This is a genomic window from Cognatiyoonia sediminum (assembly GCF_900129845.1).
GTDB classification, from domain to species: Bacteria; Pseudomonadota; Alphaproteobacteria; order Rhodobacterales; family Rhodobacteraceae; genus Cognatiyoonia; species Cognatiyoonia sediminum.
In genome coordinates this window covers 816,440-834,523 of the sequence record NZ_FQXB01000001.1, presented here as the reverse complement: position 1 = coordinate 834,523, position 18,084 = coordinate 816,440, and the positions used below count along the sequence as shown (strand labels likewise).

The window sequence follows — 18,084 nt, the reverse complement described above, 5'->3', positions numbered from 1 at the left end:
GAACACCTATGGCCGACCTTAAGCTGACGGATGTCGCAAAGACCTATGGCGGAACAGTTGATGTTCTCAAGAACATCAATTTGGACATTAAACAGGGCGAGTTGATCGTCTTTGTTGGTCCGTCTGGTTGCGGTAAATCGACCTTGCTGCGGATGATTGCAGGGCTTGAGAAGATCACTGGCGGCACGTTGGAAATCGACGGGCAGGTGGTAAATGACATTCCGCCAGCGCAGCGCGGTATTGCGATGGTGTTCCAATCCTACGCGCTTTATCCTCATATGACCGTGCGAGATAACATGTCCTTTGCCCTGAAATTGGCGAAGAAATCCAAGGCCGAGATCGATGAAGCGGTGAGCCGAGCGGCCAAGATCCTGCAGTTGGAAGATTACCTCGACCGTTTGCCAAAAGCGCTTTCGGGCGGTCAGCGGCAACGTGTGGCTATCGGTCGTTCGATTGTGCGTGACCCCAAGGTTTACCTTTTTGACGAACCACTTTCAAACTTGGACGCAGCCCTTCGTGTGGCAACTCGGATTGAGATCGCGCAGCTGAAAGAGTCGATGCCCGAAAGCACGATGATCTACGTGACGCACGATCAGGTCGAGGCGATGACATTGGCCTCAAGGATCGTGGTTTTGGCGAACAAGGGGATCGCGCAGGTGGGGTCACCTTTGGAACTTTATGAACGGCCAAAGAATGAATTCGTTGCCCAATTCATCGGGTCACCCTCCATGAACCTTCTGCCAGGCGAAATCGTTGAAACCGGTGAGCAAACAACGATCAAGTTGGCTGGCGGTGGTATGGCGGTTTCTGCTGTGCCGACACAGGAAGCTGATAAAGGATTGAAAGTGAACGTTGGCGCACGTCCTGAAGATATGGTCGAGACGGACGGTGACTTCGTTTTCGAAGGCAAAGTCGACATCATTGAAGCCTTGGGCGAAGTGACGTTGCTCTACTTTGAAAAGGATGGTGACGCAGATCCGGTGATTGGTAAACTCCCCGGAATTCATGGCGACCTACGGGGCAAGACTGTCCGGCTGACCGTCGCCCCGGAAAAGGTGCAAGTTTTCCACAACGGCACTTCTCTCTATTATCGCTAGTGCACAACCGCCAACTGCTTGAGCAAGTCCTCCGCGGCATCGTCCGCGGGGAAAAACAACTCGATCTTTAGGTCTTCGATGGCTTCATCGGCGGTTGTTCCAAATTGAGCGATGGTACCGAAGAGCGACAGTGTCTGTTCTCCTAATTTGAAGACCGTCGGTATTGCAGGAAGATTTGGCTCCGAGGGTGTGGCGTCTGATGATAATATGTCGGCTGCTGCATCAAGTTCTGGAATGCCGCCCTGAGCGGCGCTTTCACTTCGCAGTCGCAACGCACTGTGATGGGCAACTTCAGGCCAATTTTCAATGAGGTCCTGAAGAGTGGGGTCTTGGATCAAATCCAACATGCTCGATCCCTCGGTGACACCAAAGGTTCCGAACATGCGCTTTGCGGGTTCGTTCATCCGCCGAATGACCCACAATCGATCAAGCGCAAGTCCGGGGTAGGGAGCATGTTGGTTTAGGGTCCAGTCAATAGCCTTCCGAATGGGCAGCATTTCTGCATCGTCCCATTCGCGTTTTGGGTATTTCGGGGCATAGCCCGCTGAGGTCAGCATTCGGTTCCGTGCGTCCAACGGAACCGACAAGGCATCGCTCAACTGTTGGACCATTTCGCGACTGGGTTTCGAGCGTCCAGTTTCCAAGAATGACAGATGGCGGGAACTGATGTTGGCTTCAAGCGCGAGGTCCAATTGGCTATAGCGCCGCTGCTTTCGCCAATGACGAAGGATGTCAGGGAAGTTTTGCATGAGGGAATCCTAATTCTGAATGTTCAGCGTGTCAGTTACCTCTGAGGTAATTGTTTTCTATCTCTCGTTTCGGCCAAACAACCCTCGATAGGTCAAGAAGGAGAAAGCCTATGACACGAGAACAAAAAGTGCTTCGGATCAATGCTGAGATTATCATGATATTCGGAGTGTTATTTGCGCTAGCCGCATTACCATGGGTCTATAGTTGGATATCGTTTTTCTTCGACATTGCGCATTGGCCATTCAATAGCGCGCCTGAGACTTTGGATCCGACCGGCCGCCTCATGATTGCGATCAGCGGTGGCCTAACGGTCGGTTTGGGGGCTATGGTATGGACTGTCGCCACCGAGGTTCTGCCCGTCGCCCCAAAGGAAGGTCGAAAAGTTGTACTTTATGCCGCAATCGGTTGGTTTGTGACAGATTCCACATTTTCGGTTGTAGCGGGTTCACCACTTAATGTGTTGTTGAACCTGAGTTTTCTTCTGATGATGGTCATGCCTTTGCAAAGAAAAGGGCCCGCCGAAGCGGACCCTGCACAGACGTAGTGATTTGTTTAACCGCGGCGGCGACGACGGCCGCCGCGTTCGCGACCTTCGCCAGGTTTCGCAGGTGCGCGGTTGAATTTGATCCACTCACCGCCGCCTTCGTCGTTGTTGGTTAGGAAGTTGGCCGCACGGATCGCTTCCATTTCTTTGCCTGCCTTTGGTTTTGTTGATCCCATGCCGAAGAGCTGAACAAAGGCCTCATCGTCCATGCCTTCCGGCAGAATGACACCAGCAGCCTCAACCTCGGCTTTCTTCTCGGCAAGTTTCTTTGGGCCGATTGGAAGCGCCACAGGGTTCATGATCGCAGACGTCATGCCCGCAGTCATGGCCATAGGAAGGAAGGCGTTGTTGATTCCATGACGGTTTGGAAGACCGAAGGAGATGTTAGACGCTCCGCATGTGGTGTTTACACCCAATTCCTCGCGCAGTCGGCGGACCAGAGTGAAGACTTGTAAGCCAGCGGTTCCCATGGCACCGATTGGCATAACCAGCGGGTCGACGACGATGTCATGGGCTGGAATGCCAAAGTCTGCAGCGCGCTCAACGATCTTCTTTGCAACGGCAAAGCGGACGTCTGGGTCTTCGCTGATACCGGTGTCGTCGTTGGAGATCGCAACTACTGGGACATTGTATTTCGCGACGAGAGGCAGAACCATCTCAAGGCGCTCTTCTTCACCGGTGACGGAGTTCAAAAGTGGACGGCCCTCAGCAGCAGCGAGGCCGTTTTCCAAAGCGCCAGGAACGGAGCTGTCGATGCACAGCGGGCAATCTGTGACGGCCTGAACCTTTTCGACGAGTTCCCTCATCAGTGTCGGTTCAACAAAGTTGTTGTCCGCATAGCGCGGGTCTTCTGCCATTTTGTTGGAGAATACCGCACCAGAATTGATATCGAGGATAGTCGCACCGGCAGCAACCTGTGCCAAAGCGTCGGCCTCCACGCGGCTGAAATCGCCACGCTCCAACTCTTCGTTCAAAACTTTGCGGCCGGTTGGGTTGATCCGTTCACCGATCACTGTGAACGGCTGGTCAAAACCGATGACAGCGGTCTTGGTTTTGGATTCGACAATAGTGCGTGTCATACGGCTTCTTTCGTTGGGTTGGCAGGAGCGGTGGACGCACCGCCATGGGCAATTGCCCAGTTTGCATTGGTCTTGATCCCGCCGAGCGGGAAGAAGTGGACATTGGTGATGTTAAAGTCAGGGTTCGCAGCTTTATGGGCGGCAAGTTCTGTCAGAACCTCGGTCGGCTCATAAGGCAGGAGTAGTTTGGTAACGTCCATCGCGCGCTTTTGCAGCACCTTCAGCGAAGGGCCAACGCCGCAAGCGATTGCAAATTTGATCAATGTTTGCAGCTTGGCCGGACCGGCAATACCGATATGGATCGGAATATCAACGCCAGCCGCTTTGATAGCGTCCGCCCATTCGATGATTGGACCTGCTTCAAAAGCGAACTGTGTGGCAAGCGCCATTTGAGCGTCGGATGTTTCGTTGAATTTCTGTTTCCACAAAAGCGCATCCATGACGTTTTTGTCCGATCCGTCAGGGTCAATGTCCTTGTTGCCCTCAGGGTGACCTGCGACATGCAAGTGTTTGAACCCAGCCTTGCCAAACAGACCGGTTTCCAAAAGCTGCATGGAGCTGTGGAAGTCGCCGTGCGGTTCAGCGACGCCGCCTGCCAATAGGAGCGCTTGCTCGACACCTGCCTCGCCCTGATAGCGCGCAATCCAATCGGCGAGAGTGGCCTCATCTTTGATGATACGGGCAGGGAAGTGCGGCATCACGTTGTAGCCGTCTGCCGACAGGCGCTTGGCTGTCGCGACCATATCTTCAATCGGTGTACCTTCAATGTGGGCTATGTAAACGCGCGTGCCAGCCGGAAGAAGTGATGTGAAGTCTTCGACCTTTTCCGCGGTGCGCGGCATAACCTCGATCGAATAGTCTTTAAGAAACGCTTCCATCTCTGGATTGAGCGTTACTTCGACATCTGCTTGTTTCTTTTTGAATGGGAGCAGGGACATTAGCGCCTCCTTCAGGCGGTTGACGGGGGTGTCAGGCGGGCTCACGCCCAGCCATCGTTGGCGATCAACGCCTTGAGTTTCTCGGTGTCGTATTCTTCTTCAATACGCGCGACCTGTGCGGCGGCGACTTCTGCGTCTGCGCCTTCAACGGGGAATGGATCAGCTTTGCGGAAGCCTTCGAGGTAGGCATCACTTTCTGCAGCACCGGATTTCATCGCGGCACGGTCAATCGCTTGCTCAAACCGCTCTGGCAAAGGCATTTTCGTCCCGCGACGTCCTTTTCCGACGATCACCTGCGCAGGCATATCCCGCCAGTATACGATTGTGACATCAGCCATTGATTCTCTCTCCGATCCGCTTTCGCGCGTTGTGCATTTCTAGCATTGCGATTTTATCGCAGACGCCGGTTTTCGACATCACGCGAAACATCCGCGACGAAGCGGATATGCCTTAGATATGCATGACCTGACCACGTTCAAAATTTTCAACAACTGGTTGAGGAAGATTCACGTGCCTTGCAAGGACACCTGTTGCGGCCTAGGTTAGAGGTAACTTGAAAATTGGAGGGCGTGAAAATGGCGCCCAAGCGTCCCAAAGGTGCGGTCGCGTTCCCGAAAGCGGTAGAGACCCCCGCGCCAAAATCTCCCGATCCGGAGACGCTTTATGCAGCGTTGGATCTGGGGACAAACAGTTGTCGCATGCTGATTGCCCAGCCGAAGGGCAGTCAGTTTCATGTGATCGATAGCTTTTCCAAGGCCGTCCAACTTGGGCAGGGCCTGGAAGGAAGTGGTCGATTGTCGCGTTCGTCCATGAACCGGACGATCAGCGCGATGCGTATTTGTAAGCATAAGCTCGAACGGCACGGTGTGCAGCGGATGCGCTTGGTCGCGACCGAGGCCTGTCGCCGTGCCCGCAATGGCGTTGCTTTTGTAAAGCAAGTGAACAAAGAAACCGGTTTGAACCTCGAAATCATCAAGCCCGAGGAAGAGGCGCGTTTGGCCGTGGTGTCCTGTGCACCGTTGGTGAGCACCAAGACCGAACAGCTTTTGGTGGTCGACATTGGTGGCGGATCGACCGAATTGGTCTGGGTCGATCTGACAAAAGTGCCGCCACGCGAGCGGCCTCGGTCGATTATGCGGCTTCATGCAGGGTTTAAGTCTGACCCAGGGCCATTTGCCGCCGCCAAGGTGGTGGATTGGATATCTGTCCCTTTGGGTGTCGCGACCTTGCGCGACCAATTCGCTGATGTTGAGGACGATGCAGCACGGTTCGCTTTGATGAGTTGGTTCTTTGAGGAAAACTTGGCTGATTTTTCTCCCTACGCCGCCGAACAGGCGAAAGAGAATTTCCAGATTGTCGGAACCAGCGGGACGGTTACAACGGTTGCGGCCTCGCACCTTGGCCTTAAGCGGTATGACCGAACAAAAGTTGATGGATTGCGCATGACGTCCGATCAAATTGACGCGGTTATTCATGGTTATCTGTCTTTGGGACCAGAGGGCCGCCGTGCCGACCCGCGCATCGGGAAAGACCGGCAGGCGCTGATCATGTCGGGTTCGGCCATCTTGCAGGCTCTGATGCGGCTTTGGCCGACAGATCGGCTGTCCGTCGCGGATCGCGGTCTGCGGGAGGGGCTACTATACGCACAGATGTCCGCCGATGGTGCGCTTGAAGATGCGCCGTTTTGATGGCACATGCCTGATCTCTGATGAAGGCTGATGGCGATATGGTCAAGAAACCCGGAAAAAAGAACACAAGCGGACGCGGACAGCGGGATTTGACCGTGAAGGTCAAGTCGGCACGCGGCCGTAAGATGAGTTCGACGCTTTGGCTGCAACGGCAGTTGAATGATCCATATGTGAAACGGGCTCAGAAAGAGGGCTATCGCGGTCGGGCTGCTTTCAAAATTTTGGAACTGGACGAGAAGTTCCGCTTTCTTGTGCCGGGTGCACGAGTAGTTGATTTGGGATGCGCACCGGGCGGTTGGTGTCAGGTCGCAGTCAAACGCGTCAATGCTTTGGGGACACGGACAAGCAAGGCGCAGGGGCGTGTTCTGGGCATTGATTTGCAGGAAGTCGAACCAATTGCGGGTGCAGAACTTCACCAGTTGGATTTCATGGATGATGATGCCGACGAGAAGGTAAAGGAATGGCTAGGCGGCAAAGCAGATGTGGTGATGTCAGACATGGCGGCTGCGTCCTCTGGACATAAGCAGACGGATCACTTGCGGATCATCGCGCTTTGCGAAACGGCGGCTTATTTTGCATTTGACGTCTTAGAGCAGGGCGGCACGTTTGTGGCTAAGGTTCTCGCTGGTGGCGCCGAGGGCGATCTTCAAAAACTCCTGAAAGAGAAGTTCGAAAAGGTTGCAAACGTTAAACCGCCGTCTTCACGTTCAGACAGTTCTGAGAAATTTGTCGTAGCAACTGGGTTCCGGGGCTAGTCTGCGTTCGGGAAGAACAACTGTTCGCCTTCAACCTCATAAGCCGCAATCGCTTCTTGCCCATCGTTCAGAAGCCAATTGCGCAAGGTCGCTGCATCAGTCAGGTTAGCACGTGGGCAATGATCCGGTGAAATTTGCACAACGCCATATTGGTTGAACAGATCAGGATCGCCTTCGAGCAGTAACTCAAAATCACCCTTGTTCCCAAACCGCAGCCAAGTGGCGCGGTCGGTCATTACATAAGCGTTCAAGCCGCGCGCCGTGTTAAGCGTTGCCCCCATGCCCGCGCCGGTTTCGAGATACCATGTACCGCTAAACTCCGCAGGATCGATATCTGTTGGGGCCCATAGGCGCAGTTCAGCCTTATGGGTGCCGCTGTCATCGCCGCGAGACATAAAGCGCGCTTCGGCCGCTGCAATTGCGGAGAGCGCGGCTTGGACGTCATCTGTTCCACGAATGTCGGCTGGGTCGGCGGGTGGGCCGACGATGACAAAGTCGTTGTACATCAGATCAGCGCGGTTTGTGCCGTACCCGTCTGCTACGAACGCCTCTTCGGCTTCGGTGGCGTGAACGATCAGCAGATCGCCATCACAGTTCCGCGCATTTTGAAGCGCCTGACCCGTCCCGACTGCGACGACCTGGACCTCGATCCCGCTTTCGGCGGTAAATGCAGGCAGGATGGCGTCGTAAAGTCCTGAGTTCTGCGTCGATGTCGTCGATTGCAGCGTAATCGGGTCGGCGAATGCCGGTGCGGCCAAGAGAAACGGAAGAAATCTGATCATAAGAGCAGATCACCCGCGAGATAGCCCTTTGCCGCGTCCGATTGCGGCGCTTGAAAGAATTTTTCCGCCAATGTGTGTTCCGCGATCTTTCCCTGATGGAGGAAGAGCACGTCATCTGCCAAACGTTTGGCTTGGGCGCGGTTGTGGGTCACAAGGATGATTTTTACGCCAGCCGCCGAGGTGTTTCGGATCAGATCCTCGATTGCTTTGGTTGCTGAAGGGTCAAGGCTGGCTGTGGGTTCATCCAAGAGCAGAAGGGATGGGTTAGACGCCAACGCCCGTACAATCGAGAGCCGTTGCTGTTCGCCACCAGACAGCGCGCGCGCTGGGTTCTCAGCAAGGCGCGTCAGGTCCGCAGCGACCAAAAGTTCTGCCAAACGGCCCGAACGGTCAGCCTTTGGCACCTTGGCGAGTTTCAATGCGTGATTGAGGTTTGCACGGACGGAACGACGCAGGAGGATCGGGCGTTGAAAGACCAGCGCGGGGTGCTCAAAACCATCGCCGAATTCAACCACGCCAGAGGTCGGTTTCACCAAATCCATAATCACACGCAGCAAAAGAGATTTGCCCGCGCCGTTGGGTCCAATGAGCGTGGTGATGCCGTTGCTCGAAATCTCTGCTATGACGCCGTCGAGGAGGTTTCTACCTTCATGAGACAAACGAATGTCCGTCAATGTCAGCGCGTCCGTGTCTAAGCGGATCGACGGGCGGATCGGGACGACTTCAGCGCTCTCAGACATGGGCGAGTTCCCGACTGCGAGGGGCCAGCGCGTAAACGGCGGCATTGGTAAAAAGTGCGATGATCAGCAAGATAATCCCCAGAGCCAATGCCATGGCGAGTTCACCACGAGACGTTTCTAGTGCGATGGAGGTCGTCATCACGCGCGTGACATGGTTGATGTTGCCTCCGACGATCATCACGGCCCCAACTTCTGCAAAGGCGCGACCCAGACCGACGACCGCGGTCGTCAATAAGGCCGGATGCGCCTCGCGCAGTAGCGTCATCACCATTTGGGGGCGAGTTGCGCGCATCGCTCGGAGGGTCTCTCCATGTTCAGCGAGCAGGCCTGCAATGGTACCGCGCGTGAGTGAGATGATGATCGGTGTGATCAAGACGATCTGAGCGATGATCATTGCGGTGGGTGTGTAGAGCAGCTCAAGAACAGCGAGCGGGCCCGCTTGGCTAAATAGCAGGTAGAGTGTCAGGCCCACGACGACTGGCGGAAGACCCATGGCTGCGTTGAAAAAGAGTATGATCGCACGTCTTCCAGGAAAGTTTGAAACGGCGAGTAACGCGCCGATGGGGAAACCGATGATACAGGCCAAAATCAGAGCCGTAAGCGAAACGCGCAACGACAACAAAACAATCCCAATCAATTCGGGATCACCAGAAGCGATAAGGGCGAATGCCTGTTGGAACGCGTCGAAAAAGTCCTGCATGCAACACACTTAGCGCAGATAATCCGAATTGAAGAGGGGTAAAGTGATCGCTCACAAGGTTTCGATCTCAAGCTAAGTGAAGCTGTGTGCCCCAATCTTGACAGCGCATAGCCAGACGCTCTGAAGGCATCCCATCTGTCACAAAATGTTCGACCTCGGATAGCGATGCGATCCGAACCGGTGCTTTGCGCGTAAATTTCCCGCTGTCGCCAACGACAATGGTTTGACGCGCGGCTGTGATAATTTGCTGGCTCACGCGAACTTCTTCCGGGTCGAAATCCAGCAAATCACCCTCTGGATCGATGGCGGATGCTCCGATAACGGCAATATCGACCTTAAAGCGCTGAATGGCGAGGGCGGCGAGATCTCCAGTTAAGCCCCCGTCGGCGCGTCGCAAGCGACCGCCCGCAACAACGACCTCGCACGATTTATGCGGCGCGAGGATGTTCGCCACGTTCAGATTATTCGTCACAACCATGAGATTTTGATGGTTGGAAAGCCTCGAAGCAACGGCTTCCGTGGTGGTGCCGATGTTTAGAAAAAGCGAAGCGTTATCAGGGATTAACGTGGTTGTTTTAAGAGCAATTCTGCGCTTTAGATCGCGATTTAACGACCGCCTGGCATCATAGCCAATATTTGCGACGCCCGAAGGCAGCGCCGCCCCGCCATGAACCCGTTCGAGCTGACCACTAGCGCTTAATTTGCGTAGGTCGCGTCGTATGGTTTGGACAGCCACTCCCAAGGACATCGACAGACGCGTCGCATTGACGATTTTGGTCTTTCGGGCTTCTTCTAGAATAGCGGTGTGGCGTTCAGCTTCGTTCAACTGTTCGGACTCTTTTTAAGGCGAACATGCGTTTGCTTTTGGTTGCATATTTTATTGGAAAATGGTTGCTCGCATTAAGTTCGTATAGGAAAAAGCGAACATTGTGTCCAGTTCTGGTTTCCCAGGTATTTTTGGTTGGTTAAGCCGCCCACAAACGAGGAGCAGGACATGAACCCCGATTTTGATCTTTTTGTAATTGGCGGCGGCATCAATGGTGTCGGGATCGCGCGTGACGCGCAAGGGCGCGGTCTGAAGGTCGGTCTTGCCGAGATGGATGATCTGGCCTCTAAAACCTCATCTGCCTCGACGAAACTGTTCCACGGTGGGTTGCGCTATTTGGAGTTCTTTGAATTCAGTTTGGTGCGTAAGGCATTGATTGAAAGAGAAGTTCTTCTACGAGCCATGCCGCATATCAGCTGGCCGATGCGGTTTGTCTTGCCCTATCACAAGGACATGCGGTTTGAGGGTGAAACACCGACGTCAAAACTGCTTTCGACGGTTATGCCTTGGATGAAGGGTCGCCGCCCATCTTGGCTAATCCGACTGGGTTTGGCGATGTATGACAATCTTGGCGGGCGAAAGATTTTGCCGCGGACACGAACACTACATTTACAAACAAATCCAGTGGGTAAGCCGCTAAAGTCAAAGTTCAAGCTCGCCTATGAATATTCCGATTGCTGGGTCGAAGATTCGCGATTGGTTGTTCTGAATGCCCGAGACGCCGAAGAGCGCGGCGCGAAGATCATGACCCGGACTAAGGTGGTATCAGCTGAGCGAGTTGATGGCCTTTGGTCTATTGTTTTGGAGAAGGATGGTAAACAGCGCACGGTGGCTGCGCGGGGTCTTGTGAATGCAGGGGGTCCATGGGTTGAGGATATCGTTAAGAACACCGTTCGGCTGAATTCGACCGAAGGCATCCGCCTTGTCAGAGGATCACATATCGTCACTAAGCGTTTGTTTGATCATGAAAAAGCGTACTTCTTTCAGGGCGAAGATGGGCGCATCATTTTTGCGATTCCTTATGAGACAGACTTCACCCTGATTGGCACGACCGACGCGGAGCATATGGAGTTGAATGAGGCTCCAACTGCAACGCAAGAGGAACAAGATTACCTGCTGGAATTTGCCAACAACTACTTCACGCAAACGCTGACACGCGATGATATTGTCTGGACCTATTCGGGCGTGCGGCCGCTTTATGATGATGGAGCTAAGTCTGCCACCGCCGCTACGCGGGACTATGTGCTGTCACTCGATACAAATGGGCCGGTTTTGCTGAGTGTTTTCGGTGGGAAAATCACCACCTATCGAAAGCTGGCCGAGAATGTTCTAGCCAAACTAGAAGATCACGTTGGTGGAACTGGGGACTGGACGGCGGAGGTTCCGCTGCCCGGTGGAGAGTTCCCAGTGAGCGAAGTAAACGCCCGAATTCGAGCGTTGAAAGAGGATTATCCCTTTTTATCAGACCGTTGGGCGAAGAGGCTCTTTCGCGCCTATGGCACAGATGCAAGAGACATCTTGGCGGATAGTCGGTCAGCTACCGACCTTGGCCAAGATTTCGGCGCTGATCTCACAGAGGCCGAAGTGCGGTGGTTGATGAAAAAGGAATATGCGTTGACGGCAGTAGATGTTGTTTGGCGTCGAAGCAAGCTGGGCTTGCGACTGAACGACGATCAAATCCGCGCAATTGACGACTTTATGAAATCTGCGGCCTAACTTATCGTGGAATGGAACAAATCAGGGAGGATGCGTCGATGACCTATATTTTGGCCATTGATCAGGGAACCACGTCCAGTCGGGGGATCATCTTCGACAAAGACATGAAGATCGCGTCGATCGCTCAGCAAGAGTTCAAGCAGCATTTCCCCAAATCCGGCTGGGTGGAGCATGTTGCCGATGATCTCTGGACCACCACAGTAGCAACTGCCAAAGGCGCAATTGAAAAGGCAGGTATTTCGGCGAGCAATGTGGCCGGGATCGGCATTACGAACCAACGCGAGACTACAATCGTTTGGGACAAGCGGACGGGTGAAGCTATTCACAAAGCGATTGTCTGGCAGGATCGGCGTACAGCAGATATGTGCGAGGATCTGAAATCCGATAACTTCGAAGCGGAACTCACTGAAAAAACGGGACTTTTGCTTGATCCTTATTTCTCCGGAACAAAGGTGAAATGGCTTCTTGATAATGTGGACGGCGCGCGCGCGGATGCCGAAGCCGGTCATTTACTGTTTGGCACGGTGGATTGCTTCCTGATCTGGAAGCTTACGGGCGGCACACGGCATGTGACCGATGCCACTAATGCTGCTCGGACCATGCTCTATAACATCCGCGAAAACCAATGGGATGCAGACATCTGCTCCAAGTTCGGAATTCCGATGAATATGTTGCCGGAAGTACTTGATTGCGCGGCTGATTTTGGCATTTCGCATGGGGATATCCTTGGCGCTGAACTTCCAATCCTTGGTGTCGCAGGTGATCAGCAAGCGGCCACGCTTGGACAGGCATGTTTTGAGCCGGGGATGCTCAAATCGACCTATGGCACGGGGTGTTTTGCGCTCTTGAACACAGGTGGCACGTTGGTGAGCAGTCAGAACCGTTTGTTGGGCACAATCGCATATCGCTTGGATGGGAAAACGACCTACGCGCTGGAAGGGTCGATCTTCATCGCAGGCGCTGTGGTGCAATGGCTGCGCGATGGGTTGGGGATCATTGCCAAAGCGGCCGATACCCATCCCTTGGCTGAAAAAGCTGATCCGGAGCAGGAGTTGTACCTTGTTCCGGCGTTCACTGGTATCGGCGCCCCGCATTGGGATGCCAATGCACGCGGAGCGATCTATGGCCTGACCCGTGGCTCAGGCCCAAATGAATTCGCGCGGGCAGCCCTTGAAAGCGTGGGCTTCCAAACGCGGGAGCTTTTGGAAGCGATGCAAGCCGATTGGGACGGTGCTTCCGGTGATGCCGTCTTGCGCGTTGACGGTGGAATGAGCGCGTCTGATTGGACGATGCAGTTCCTCTCGGACATCATTGATGCGCCGGTGGATCGGCCCGAAGTGCTGGAGACAACAGCGCTCGGGGTTGCTTGGCTGGCCGGTATGCGGGCAGGGGTTTATCCGGATCAGGCTGGATTTGCTGCGAACTGGGCGCTCGATGAGCGGTTTGAACCTGCGATGTCTGAAGAAACACGCAAACGACGGTTCGCAGGTTGGAAAGATGCGATACGCCGAACACTGAGTTAGTGTTGGGCGATATGCCAGAGGTCAAATTCAACGCGGTGTAGCGCTTCGAGGTCACGTCTAATCCCCGGATCAATGGTGACTTCGAAGTCGGGCGAGACGTTGCGCCGCTTGGTATCTATCGGAACATCCAGCCTGTCGCGCAAGAACTGTAGATATCGTTTCTCCGCTTCATATTGATAGAGGTGATCAATACCGAGTTCATCATCGAGGCCGGTGAGAAACTTGGACTGGGAGCCAATGTCCGCGAAGCTGCGCGGCAGATCCTTCATGTACTCCACCACGAATTCGTTAAACGTTACGTCGCGTGTGCTATTGGGCTTGCCGATAAGCTGATCGCGACAGCGATACCGGAACCAACTGCTCAGCCATTCAACGGGATGCCGGATCAGGGCGAAGGTTTCCATGTCTTGAGGTGCGCCAAGTTCTTCAAAGGTTGGTTTAAGGATTCGTTCGTATTTTTGAACGCTGGCGTGTTTCACAGCCGGCGGATTACGAAATGTCATCGAGGCGCGTGGCGACAATGCGCCGTGCAAAGCCGTCGATCCCGTCTTCGTCGTGGCAAAGATTACCAGTTTTTTCTCAAAGAATACAAGCATATGGCGCGGCTATTGCGTGTTTGGTTCGGCGGAGCTTAGCGCATCAATACTTCTTTAACCACCTTTGAGAAAGAATGGGTTGTGAAGATTTTAGTTGAAATGTTCTCGTTTTGGTCTCATTAAGCAGAGAGAACAGAAAAAGAACATCAGCAGTGATTGCCGCCCCGAGACGGGCGTGACATAAGGACAGGAAAGATGGCAGCAACGGCAGAACTCCTTTCGATGAGCGATAAGAAAACATCCGATAAGCAAAAGGCGCTGGATAGCGCGTTGGCACAGATTGAGCGTCAGTTTGGCAAAGGCTCGATCATGAAATTGGGCGGTGAAAACCAGTTTCAGGATATTGAAGCGACATCTACCGGTTCTTTGGGTTTGGATATCGCCCTAGGGATAGGCGGTCTTCCTAAGGGTCGGATCATAGAAATCTATGGGCCCGAAAGCTCCGGTAAGACGACGCTGACCCTTCATGCGGTTGCCGAAGAGCAGAAAAAGGGCGGGGTTTGTGCCTTCGTTGATGCGGAACATGCGTTGGACCCTCAGTATGCCAAGAAGCTCGGTGTAAACCTTGACGAGTTGCTGATTTCGCAGCCTGACACTGGTGAGCAGGCTTTGGAGATCGTAGATACTTTGGTCCGCTCTGGAGCGGTTAACTTGATCGTCGTGGACTCGGTTGCTGCTTTGACGCCTAAGTCAGAACTTGAAGGTGACATGGGCGACAGCAGCGTTGGTGTTCATGCACGGTTGATGTCGCAAGCGATGCGCAAACTGACTGGTTCGATCAACCGGTCTAACTGCATGGTGATTTTCATCAACCAGATTCGGATGAAGATCGGCGTGATGTTTGGCTCCCCCGAAACCACCACTGGTGGCAACGCGCTGAAGTTCTATTCCTCCGTCCGTCTCGACATCCGCCGGATTGGCGCGATCAAGGATCGGGATGAGGTTGTTGGCAACGCGACCCGTGTGAAAGTCGTAAAGAACAAAGTGGCGCCGCCGTTCAAGCAGGTTGAGTTCGACATCATGTATGGCGAAGGCATTTCAAAGAATGGGGAGTTGCTTGACCTAGGAGTGAAGGCTGGTGTTGTTGAGAAATCTGGTGCTTGGTTCAGCTACGGCGATGAACGTATCGGGCAGGGTCGCGAGAACTCGAAAATGTTCCTGAAAGAAAACCCATCCGTCGCTTGGGAGATTGAGGATAAGATTCGTGCGGCACACGGTTTGGATTTCGACATGGCACCGAATGATCCTGATAAAGACGAAGACGACAGCCTCGTCGAGGTCTAAGAGCGTCAACATATAATCTGACAGGGCATCGCAATAGCGGTGCCCTTTGTTATTTGTGCTGTGGACCTTTGTGGGGGGCAGGGCTATTTCAGGCTAAGATTATTGATCAGCCTGGATAGAGACTATGACCAGCCTTGCCGACATTCGTTCGACCTTCCTAGATTATTTTGATCGGCAGGATCATGAGGTTGTGGCCTCCAGCCCACTTGTGCCGCGAAATGATCCAACATTGATGTTCACCAATTCGGGTATGGTTCAGTTCAAGAACCGATTTACCGGTGTTGAAAGCGGTGATTACCAGCGTGCGGCGACGTCGCAGAAATGTGTACGGGCGGGTGGTAAACACAACGATCTTGATAATGTTGGGTATACAGCGCGCCACCACACGTTCTTTGAAATGCTGGGGAATTTCAGCTTTGGCGATTATTTCAAGAACGAAGCCATCCCGTTCGCGTGGGAGTTGCTGACCAAAGACTTTGGTATCGACAAGTCAAAACTGATGACAACGGTGTATCACACCGATGACGAAGCCTTTGAGATTTGGAAAAAGCTCGGCGTGCCAGAAGATCGGATCATTCGGATCGCGACGGATGACAACTTTTGGCGGATGGGCCCGACGGGGCCATGCGGACCGTGCACCGAAATCTTCTATGACCATGGCGATCATATCTGGGGTGGGCCTCCAGGCTCTCCAGAAGAAGACGGCGACCGGTTCATCGAGATCTGGAACGTTGTCTTTATGCAGAACGAGCAGTTCGATGACGGATCGATGGTGCCGCTTGAGATGCAGTCGATTGATACGGGCATGGGGCTTGAGCGTATTGCAGCTCTGCTACAAGGCAGCCATGACAACTATGACACAGATCTGTTCAAAGCCCTGATTGAGGCGTCTGCTCATGCGACCTCAACCGAACCTTATGGCGATCAAAACGTTCATCACCGCGTGATCTCTGATCACTTGCGGTCTACGTCCTTCCTGATTGCTGAAGGCGTCCTACCGTCGAACGAAGGTCGCGGTTATGTGCTGCGGCGGATCATGCGCCGCGCGATGCGTCACGCGCACCTGCTTGGCGCCAAAGACCCGGTCATGCACAAGCTTGTTCCGGCTTTGGTTCAGCAAATGGGAGCTGCTTATCCAGAGTTGGGTCAAGGCCAGAAGCTGATTGAAGAGACATTGTTGAACGAAGAGGTGCGGTTCAAAACAACATTGGATCGCGGGTTGAAACTGTTGGATGATGAGTTGTCCGGCTTGCCCGAGGGCGCTGATCTGCCAGGTGAGGCCGCGTTCAAGCTTTATGACACCTATGGATTCCCGCTCGATTTGACGCAGGATGCCCTGCGCGAAAGGGGGCGTGGCGTGGACAGCGATGGTTTTGATGCGGCTATGGCGGAACAAAAGGCCAAAGCGCGCGCGGCGTGGTCCGGTACGGGTGAAGCTGAGAATGCCGCGATCTGGTTTGATGTGGCTGAAGAAAATGGTGCAACGGATTTCCTAGGGTACGAGTCAATCTCTGCGGAAGGGCAGATCGTTGCCATCGTGCAAGACGGTGAGGCGCAGGACAGCGCAACAGGCAAGGTGCAAGTCGTTCTGAATCAAACGCCATTCTATGCCGAAAGCGGTGGTCAGGTGGGCGATGCAGGCGTTCTCAAAACCGAAACCGGCACGGTGCAAGTGACGGATACCAAGAAAGTCGCGAATGTCTTCATCCACATTGGCGAGTTGACGGATGGCGAGATTAAGAAAGGTCAGGGTGCTGAGCTGTCCGTTGATCCCGCTCGCCGTACGGCAATTCAAGCCAACCACTCTGCGACACACCTGTTGAACGAGGCGCTACGCAACCGCTTGGGCGATCATATTGCGCAGCGCGGGTCTTTGAACGCGCCAGACCGTTTGCGGTTTGATTTCAGCCACAACACGGCCGTTGATGCGTCCGATCTAAAAGCGGTTGAGGATGAGGTGAACGCCTTGATCCGCCAAAACTCCAGCGTTGAGACACGGATCATGACGCCGGATGATGCGCGGGCTTTGGGCGCTCAGGCGCTCTTTGGCGAGAAATACGGCGACGAGGTGCGCGTGGTGTCGATGGGAATTGCCGAAGGCTCTGGTAAAGGCACCGATGGCGAGACGTATAGCTTGGAACTGTGCGGCGGCACGCATGTGAAACAGCTAGGCGAGATCGGAGCGTTTGTGGCATTGAGCGACAGCGCATCGAGCGCCGGCGTGCGCCGGATCGAGGCGCTGACGGGTCAGGCTGCGCTTGATCATTTGTCGGCGCAGGCCGCGAAATTGCAGACCGTGGCGCAGACGATGAAGACGCCCATCGGCGAGATCGAGGAGCGCGTGAAAGCCTTGCTGGAAGAGCGCAAGGTGCTGTCCAATGAGGTGGCTCAGCTGCGCCGAGAGTTGGCTGTGGGCGGCAGCTCTAGCGGGCCTGCGCAGGATGACATCAACGGTGTGGCCTTCATCGGACAAACGCTATCAGGCGTATCGGGCAAAGAACTTCCAGCGCTTGTGGATCAGTTCAAAGATCGCGCTGGTAGTGGTGTCGTTCTGCTGATTTCTGATGCAGGTGGTAAAGCGGCCATCGCGGCGGGTGTGACGAAAGATCTGACTGAGAAATTCAACGCGGTTGATCTGTTGCGCACCGCTGTCGAAGCGCTTGGTGGAAAAGGCGGCGGCGGGCGTCCCGACATGGCACAAGGCGGCGCTGCGAGTGCAGAAAAGGCCGATGACGCGATTGCTGCCGTGAAGGCGAAGCTGGCCGAATAGATGCCGACTGCTCTTTGGATTTCTCATGTCTCGGTCATCGATCCTGAGGCGCACGGCGAATATGCGAAATGGGCGGTTGCTGCCATTGATGAGTACGGCGGCGATTTTTTGGTACGCGGCGGCGCGTCGGTTCAGTTAGAAGGCGCCGAACGTCAGCGACATATTGTGGTTCGGTTTCCGAGCCTGAAGGCCGCTCAGAACTGCTACAAATCCGCGACCTATCAGGAGGCTCTGTCCTTCGCCAAAGGTGCATCGGAGCGGGACCTATACATCGTCGAAGAGGTGGAAAGCTGAGC

At 54.3% G+C, this 18,084-nt stretch carries 18 protein-coding genes; 9 read left to right on the top strand and 9 right to left on the bottom strand.

Annotated features, from left to right (window positions below; translation table 11 throughout):
- Nucleotides 1-8: 8 nt before the first annotated feature.
- Complete coding sequence (locus BUA85_RS04185) at nt 9-1,097, top strand: ABC transporter ATP-binding protein (protein ID WP_072899549.1); 1,089 nt, start codon at nt 9-11, stop codon at nt 1,095-1,097.
- On the opposite strand, the gene BUA85_RS04180 is transcribed toward BUA85_RS04185, so the two are convergent.
- The gene (locus tag BUA85_RS04180) at nt 1,094-1,846 is read right to left on the bottom strand and encodes a helix-turn-helix domain-containing protein (protein ID WP_072899548.1); all 753 of its coding nucleotides are present in this window, start codon (nt 1,844-1,846) and stop codon (nt 1,094-1,096) included. The two genes, BUA85_RS04185 and BUA85_RS04180, sit on opposite strands and share 4 nt — an antisense overlap.
- Nucleotides 1,847-1,956: 110 nt before the next feature.
- Here BUA85_RS04180 and BUA85_RS04175 point away from each other — a divergent pair, with 110 nt between their 5' ends.
- On the top strand, nt 1,957-2,391 hold the full coding sequence (locus BUA85_RS04175) for a hypothetical protein (RefSeq protein WP_072899547.1): 435 nt from the start codon (nt 1,957-1,959) through the stop codon (nt 2,389-2,391).
- A gap of 8 nt (nt 2,392-2,399) precedes the next feature.
- Here the strand turns inward: BUA85_RS04175 and BUA85_RS04170 are convergent, their stop codons facing one another.
- Genes BUA85_RS04170 through BUA85_RS04160 form a run of 3 tightly spaced genes read right to left on the bottom strand, consistent with a single transcriptional unit; the run spans nt 2,400 to nt 4,746 of the window.
- Nucleotides 2,400-3,470 (bottom strand): methyltetrahydrofolate cobalamin methyltransferase, encoded by a 1,071-nt coding sequence (locus BUA85_RS04170; protein ID WP_072899545.1) that lies wholly within the window; start codon nt 3,468-3,470, stop codon nt 2,400-2,402.
- Entirely contained in the window at nt 3,467-4,408 is a 942-nt protein-coding gene (locus BUA85_RS04165) for a methylenetetrahydrofolate reductase (protein ID WP_072900408.1), read from the bottom strand. Before BUA85_RS04165 ends, BUA85_RS04170 begins: the two co-directional genes overlap by 4 nt.
- Before the next feature lie 41 nt (nt 4,409-4,449).
- Nucleotides 4,450-4,746, bottom strand: a complete 297-nt coding sequence (locus BUA85_RS04160) for a virulence factor (RefSeq protein WP_072899543.1) — start codon at nt 4,744-4,746, stop codon at nt 4,450-4,452.
- 237 nt (nt 4,747-4,983) lie between these two features.
- Here BUA85_RS04160 and BUA85_RS04155 point away from each other — a divergent pair, with 237 nt between their 5' ends.
- Entirely contained in the window at nt 4,984-6,096 is a 1,113-nt protein-coding gene (locus tag BUA85_RS04155; RefSeq protein WP_072899541.1) for a Ppx/GppA phosphatase family protein, read from the top strand.
- A gap of 38 nt (nt 6,097-6,134) precedes the next feature.
- Nucleotides 6,135-6,851 carry an RlmE family RNA methyltransferase gene (locus BUA85_RS04150; protein ID WP_072900407.1) on the top strand — a complete coding sequence of 239 codons (717 nt, stop codon included), beginning with the start codon at nt 6,135-6,137 and terminating at the stop codon, nt 6,849-6,851.
- Here the strand turns inward: BUA85_RS04150 and BUA85_RS04145 are convergent.
- The 4 genes from BUA85_RS04145 to BUA85_RS04130 all read right to left on the bottom strand — a co-directional run bounded on the left by BUA85_RS04145 (nt 6,848) and on the right by BUA85_RS04130 (nt 9,899).
- Nucleotides 6,848-7,633 carry an ABC transporter substrate-binding protein gene (locus tag BUA85_RS04145; RefSeq protein WP_072899539.1) on the bottom strand — a complete coding sequence of 262 codons (786 nt, stop codon included), beginning with the start codon at nt 7,631-7,633 and terminating at the stop codon, nt 6,848-6,850. The two genes, BUA85_RS04150 and BUA85_RS04145, sit on opposite strands and share 4 nt — an antisense overlap.
- Nucleotides 7,630-8,373: an ATP-binding cassette domain-containing protein gene (locus BUA85_RS04140; protein WP_072899537.1), complete on the bottom strand. Its 744-nt coding sequence runs from the start codon at nt 8,371-8,373 to the stop codon at nt 7,630-7,632. Before BUA85_RS04140 ends, BUA85_RS04145 begins: the two co-directional genes overlap by 4 nt.
- Nucleotides 8,366-9,073 (bottom strand): ABC transporter permease, encoded by a 708-nt coding sequence (locus BUA85_RS04135; protein ID WP_072899535.1) that lies wholly within the window; start codon nt 9,071-9,073, stop codon nt 8,366-8,368. Before BUA85_RS04135 ends, BUA85_RS04140 begins: the two co-directional genes overlap by 8 nt.
- Before the next feature lie 67 nt (nt 9,074-9,140).
- On the bottom strand, nt 9,141-9,899 hold the full coding sequence (locus BUA85_RS04130) for a DeoR/GlpR family DNA-binding transcription regulator (RefSeq protein WP_072899533.1): 759 nt from the start codon (nt 9,897-9,899) through the stop codon (nt 9,141-9,143).
- A 168-nt stretch (nt 9,900-10,067) separates the two neighbouring features.
- Here BUA85_RS04130 and glpD point away from each other — a divergent pair, with 168 nt between their 5' ends.
- Nucleotides 10,068-11,615, top strand: coding sequence for a glycerol-3-phosphate dehydrogenase (glpD, locus tag BUA85_RS04125; RefSeq protein WP_072899531.1), 1,548 nt, complete (start codon nt 10,068-10,070; stop codon nt 11,613-11,615).
- A gap of 38 nt (nt 11,616-11,653) precedes the next feature.
- Entirely contained in the window at nt 11,654-13,138 is a 1,485-nt protein-coding gene (gene glpK / locus BUA85_RS04120) for a glycerol kinase GlpK (RefSeq protein ID WP_072900406.1), read from the top strand.
- Here glpK and BUA85_RS04115 read toward each other — a convergent pair.
- Entirely contained in the window at nt 13,135-13,734 is a 600-nt protein-coding gene (locus tag BUA85_RS04115) for a hypothetical protein (RefSeq protein ID WP_072899529.1), read from the bottom strand. The two genes, glpK and BUA85_RS04115, sit on opposite strands and share 4 nt — an antisense overlap.
- Before the next feature lie 195 nt (nt 13,735-13,929).
- Here BUA85_RS04115 and recA point away from each other — a divergent pair, with 195 nt between their 5' ends.
- The 3 genes from recA to BUA85_RS04100 all read left to right on the top strand — a co-directional run bounded on the left by recA (nt 13,930) and on the right by BUA85_RS04100 (nt 18,082).
- Nucleotides 13,930-15,018: a recombinase RecA gene (gene recA, locus BUA85_RS04110; protein ID WP_072899527.1), complete on the top strand. Its 1,089-nt coding sequence runs from the start codon at nt 13,930-13,932 to the stop codon at nt 15,016-15,018.
- 124 nt (nt 15,019-15,142) lie between these two features.
- Nucleotides 15,143-17,788 (top strand): alanine--tRNA ligase, encoded by a 2,646-nt coding sequence (gene alaS, locus BUA85_RS04105; protein ID WP_072899525.1) that lies wholly within the window; start codon nt 15,143-15,145, stop codon nt 17,786-17,788.
- A complete protein-coding gene (locus BUA85_RS04100) occupies nt 17,789-18,082 on the top strand; it encodes a DUF1330 domain-containing protein (protein WP_072899523.1) in 294 nt (97 codons plus the stop codon). It abuts the gene before it with no gap.
- Nucleotides 18,083-18,084 lie beyond the last annotated feature (2 nt).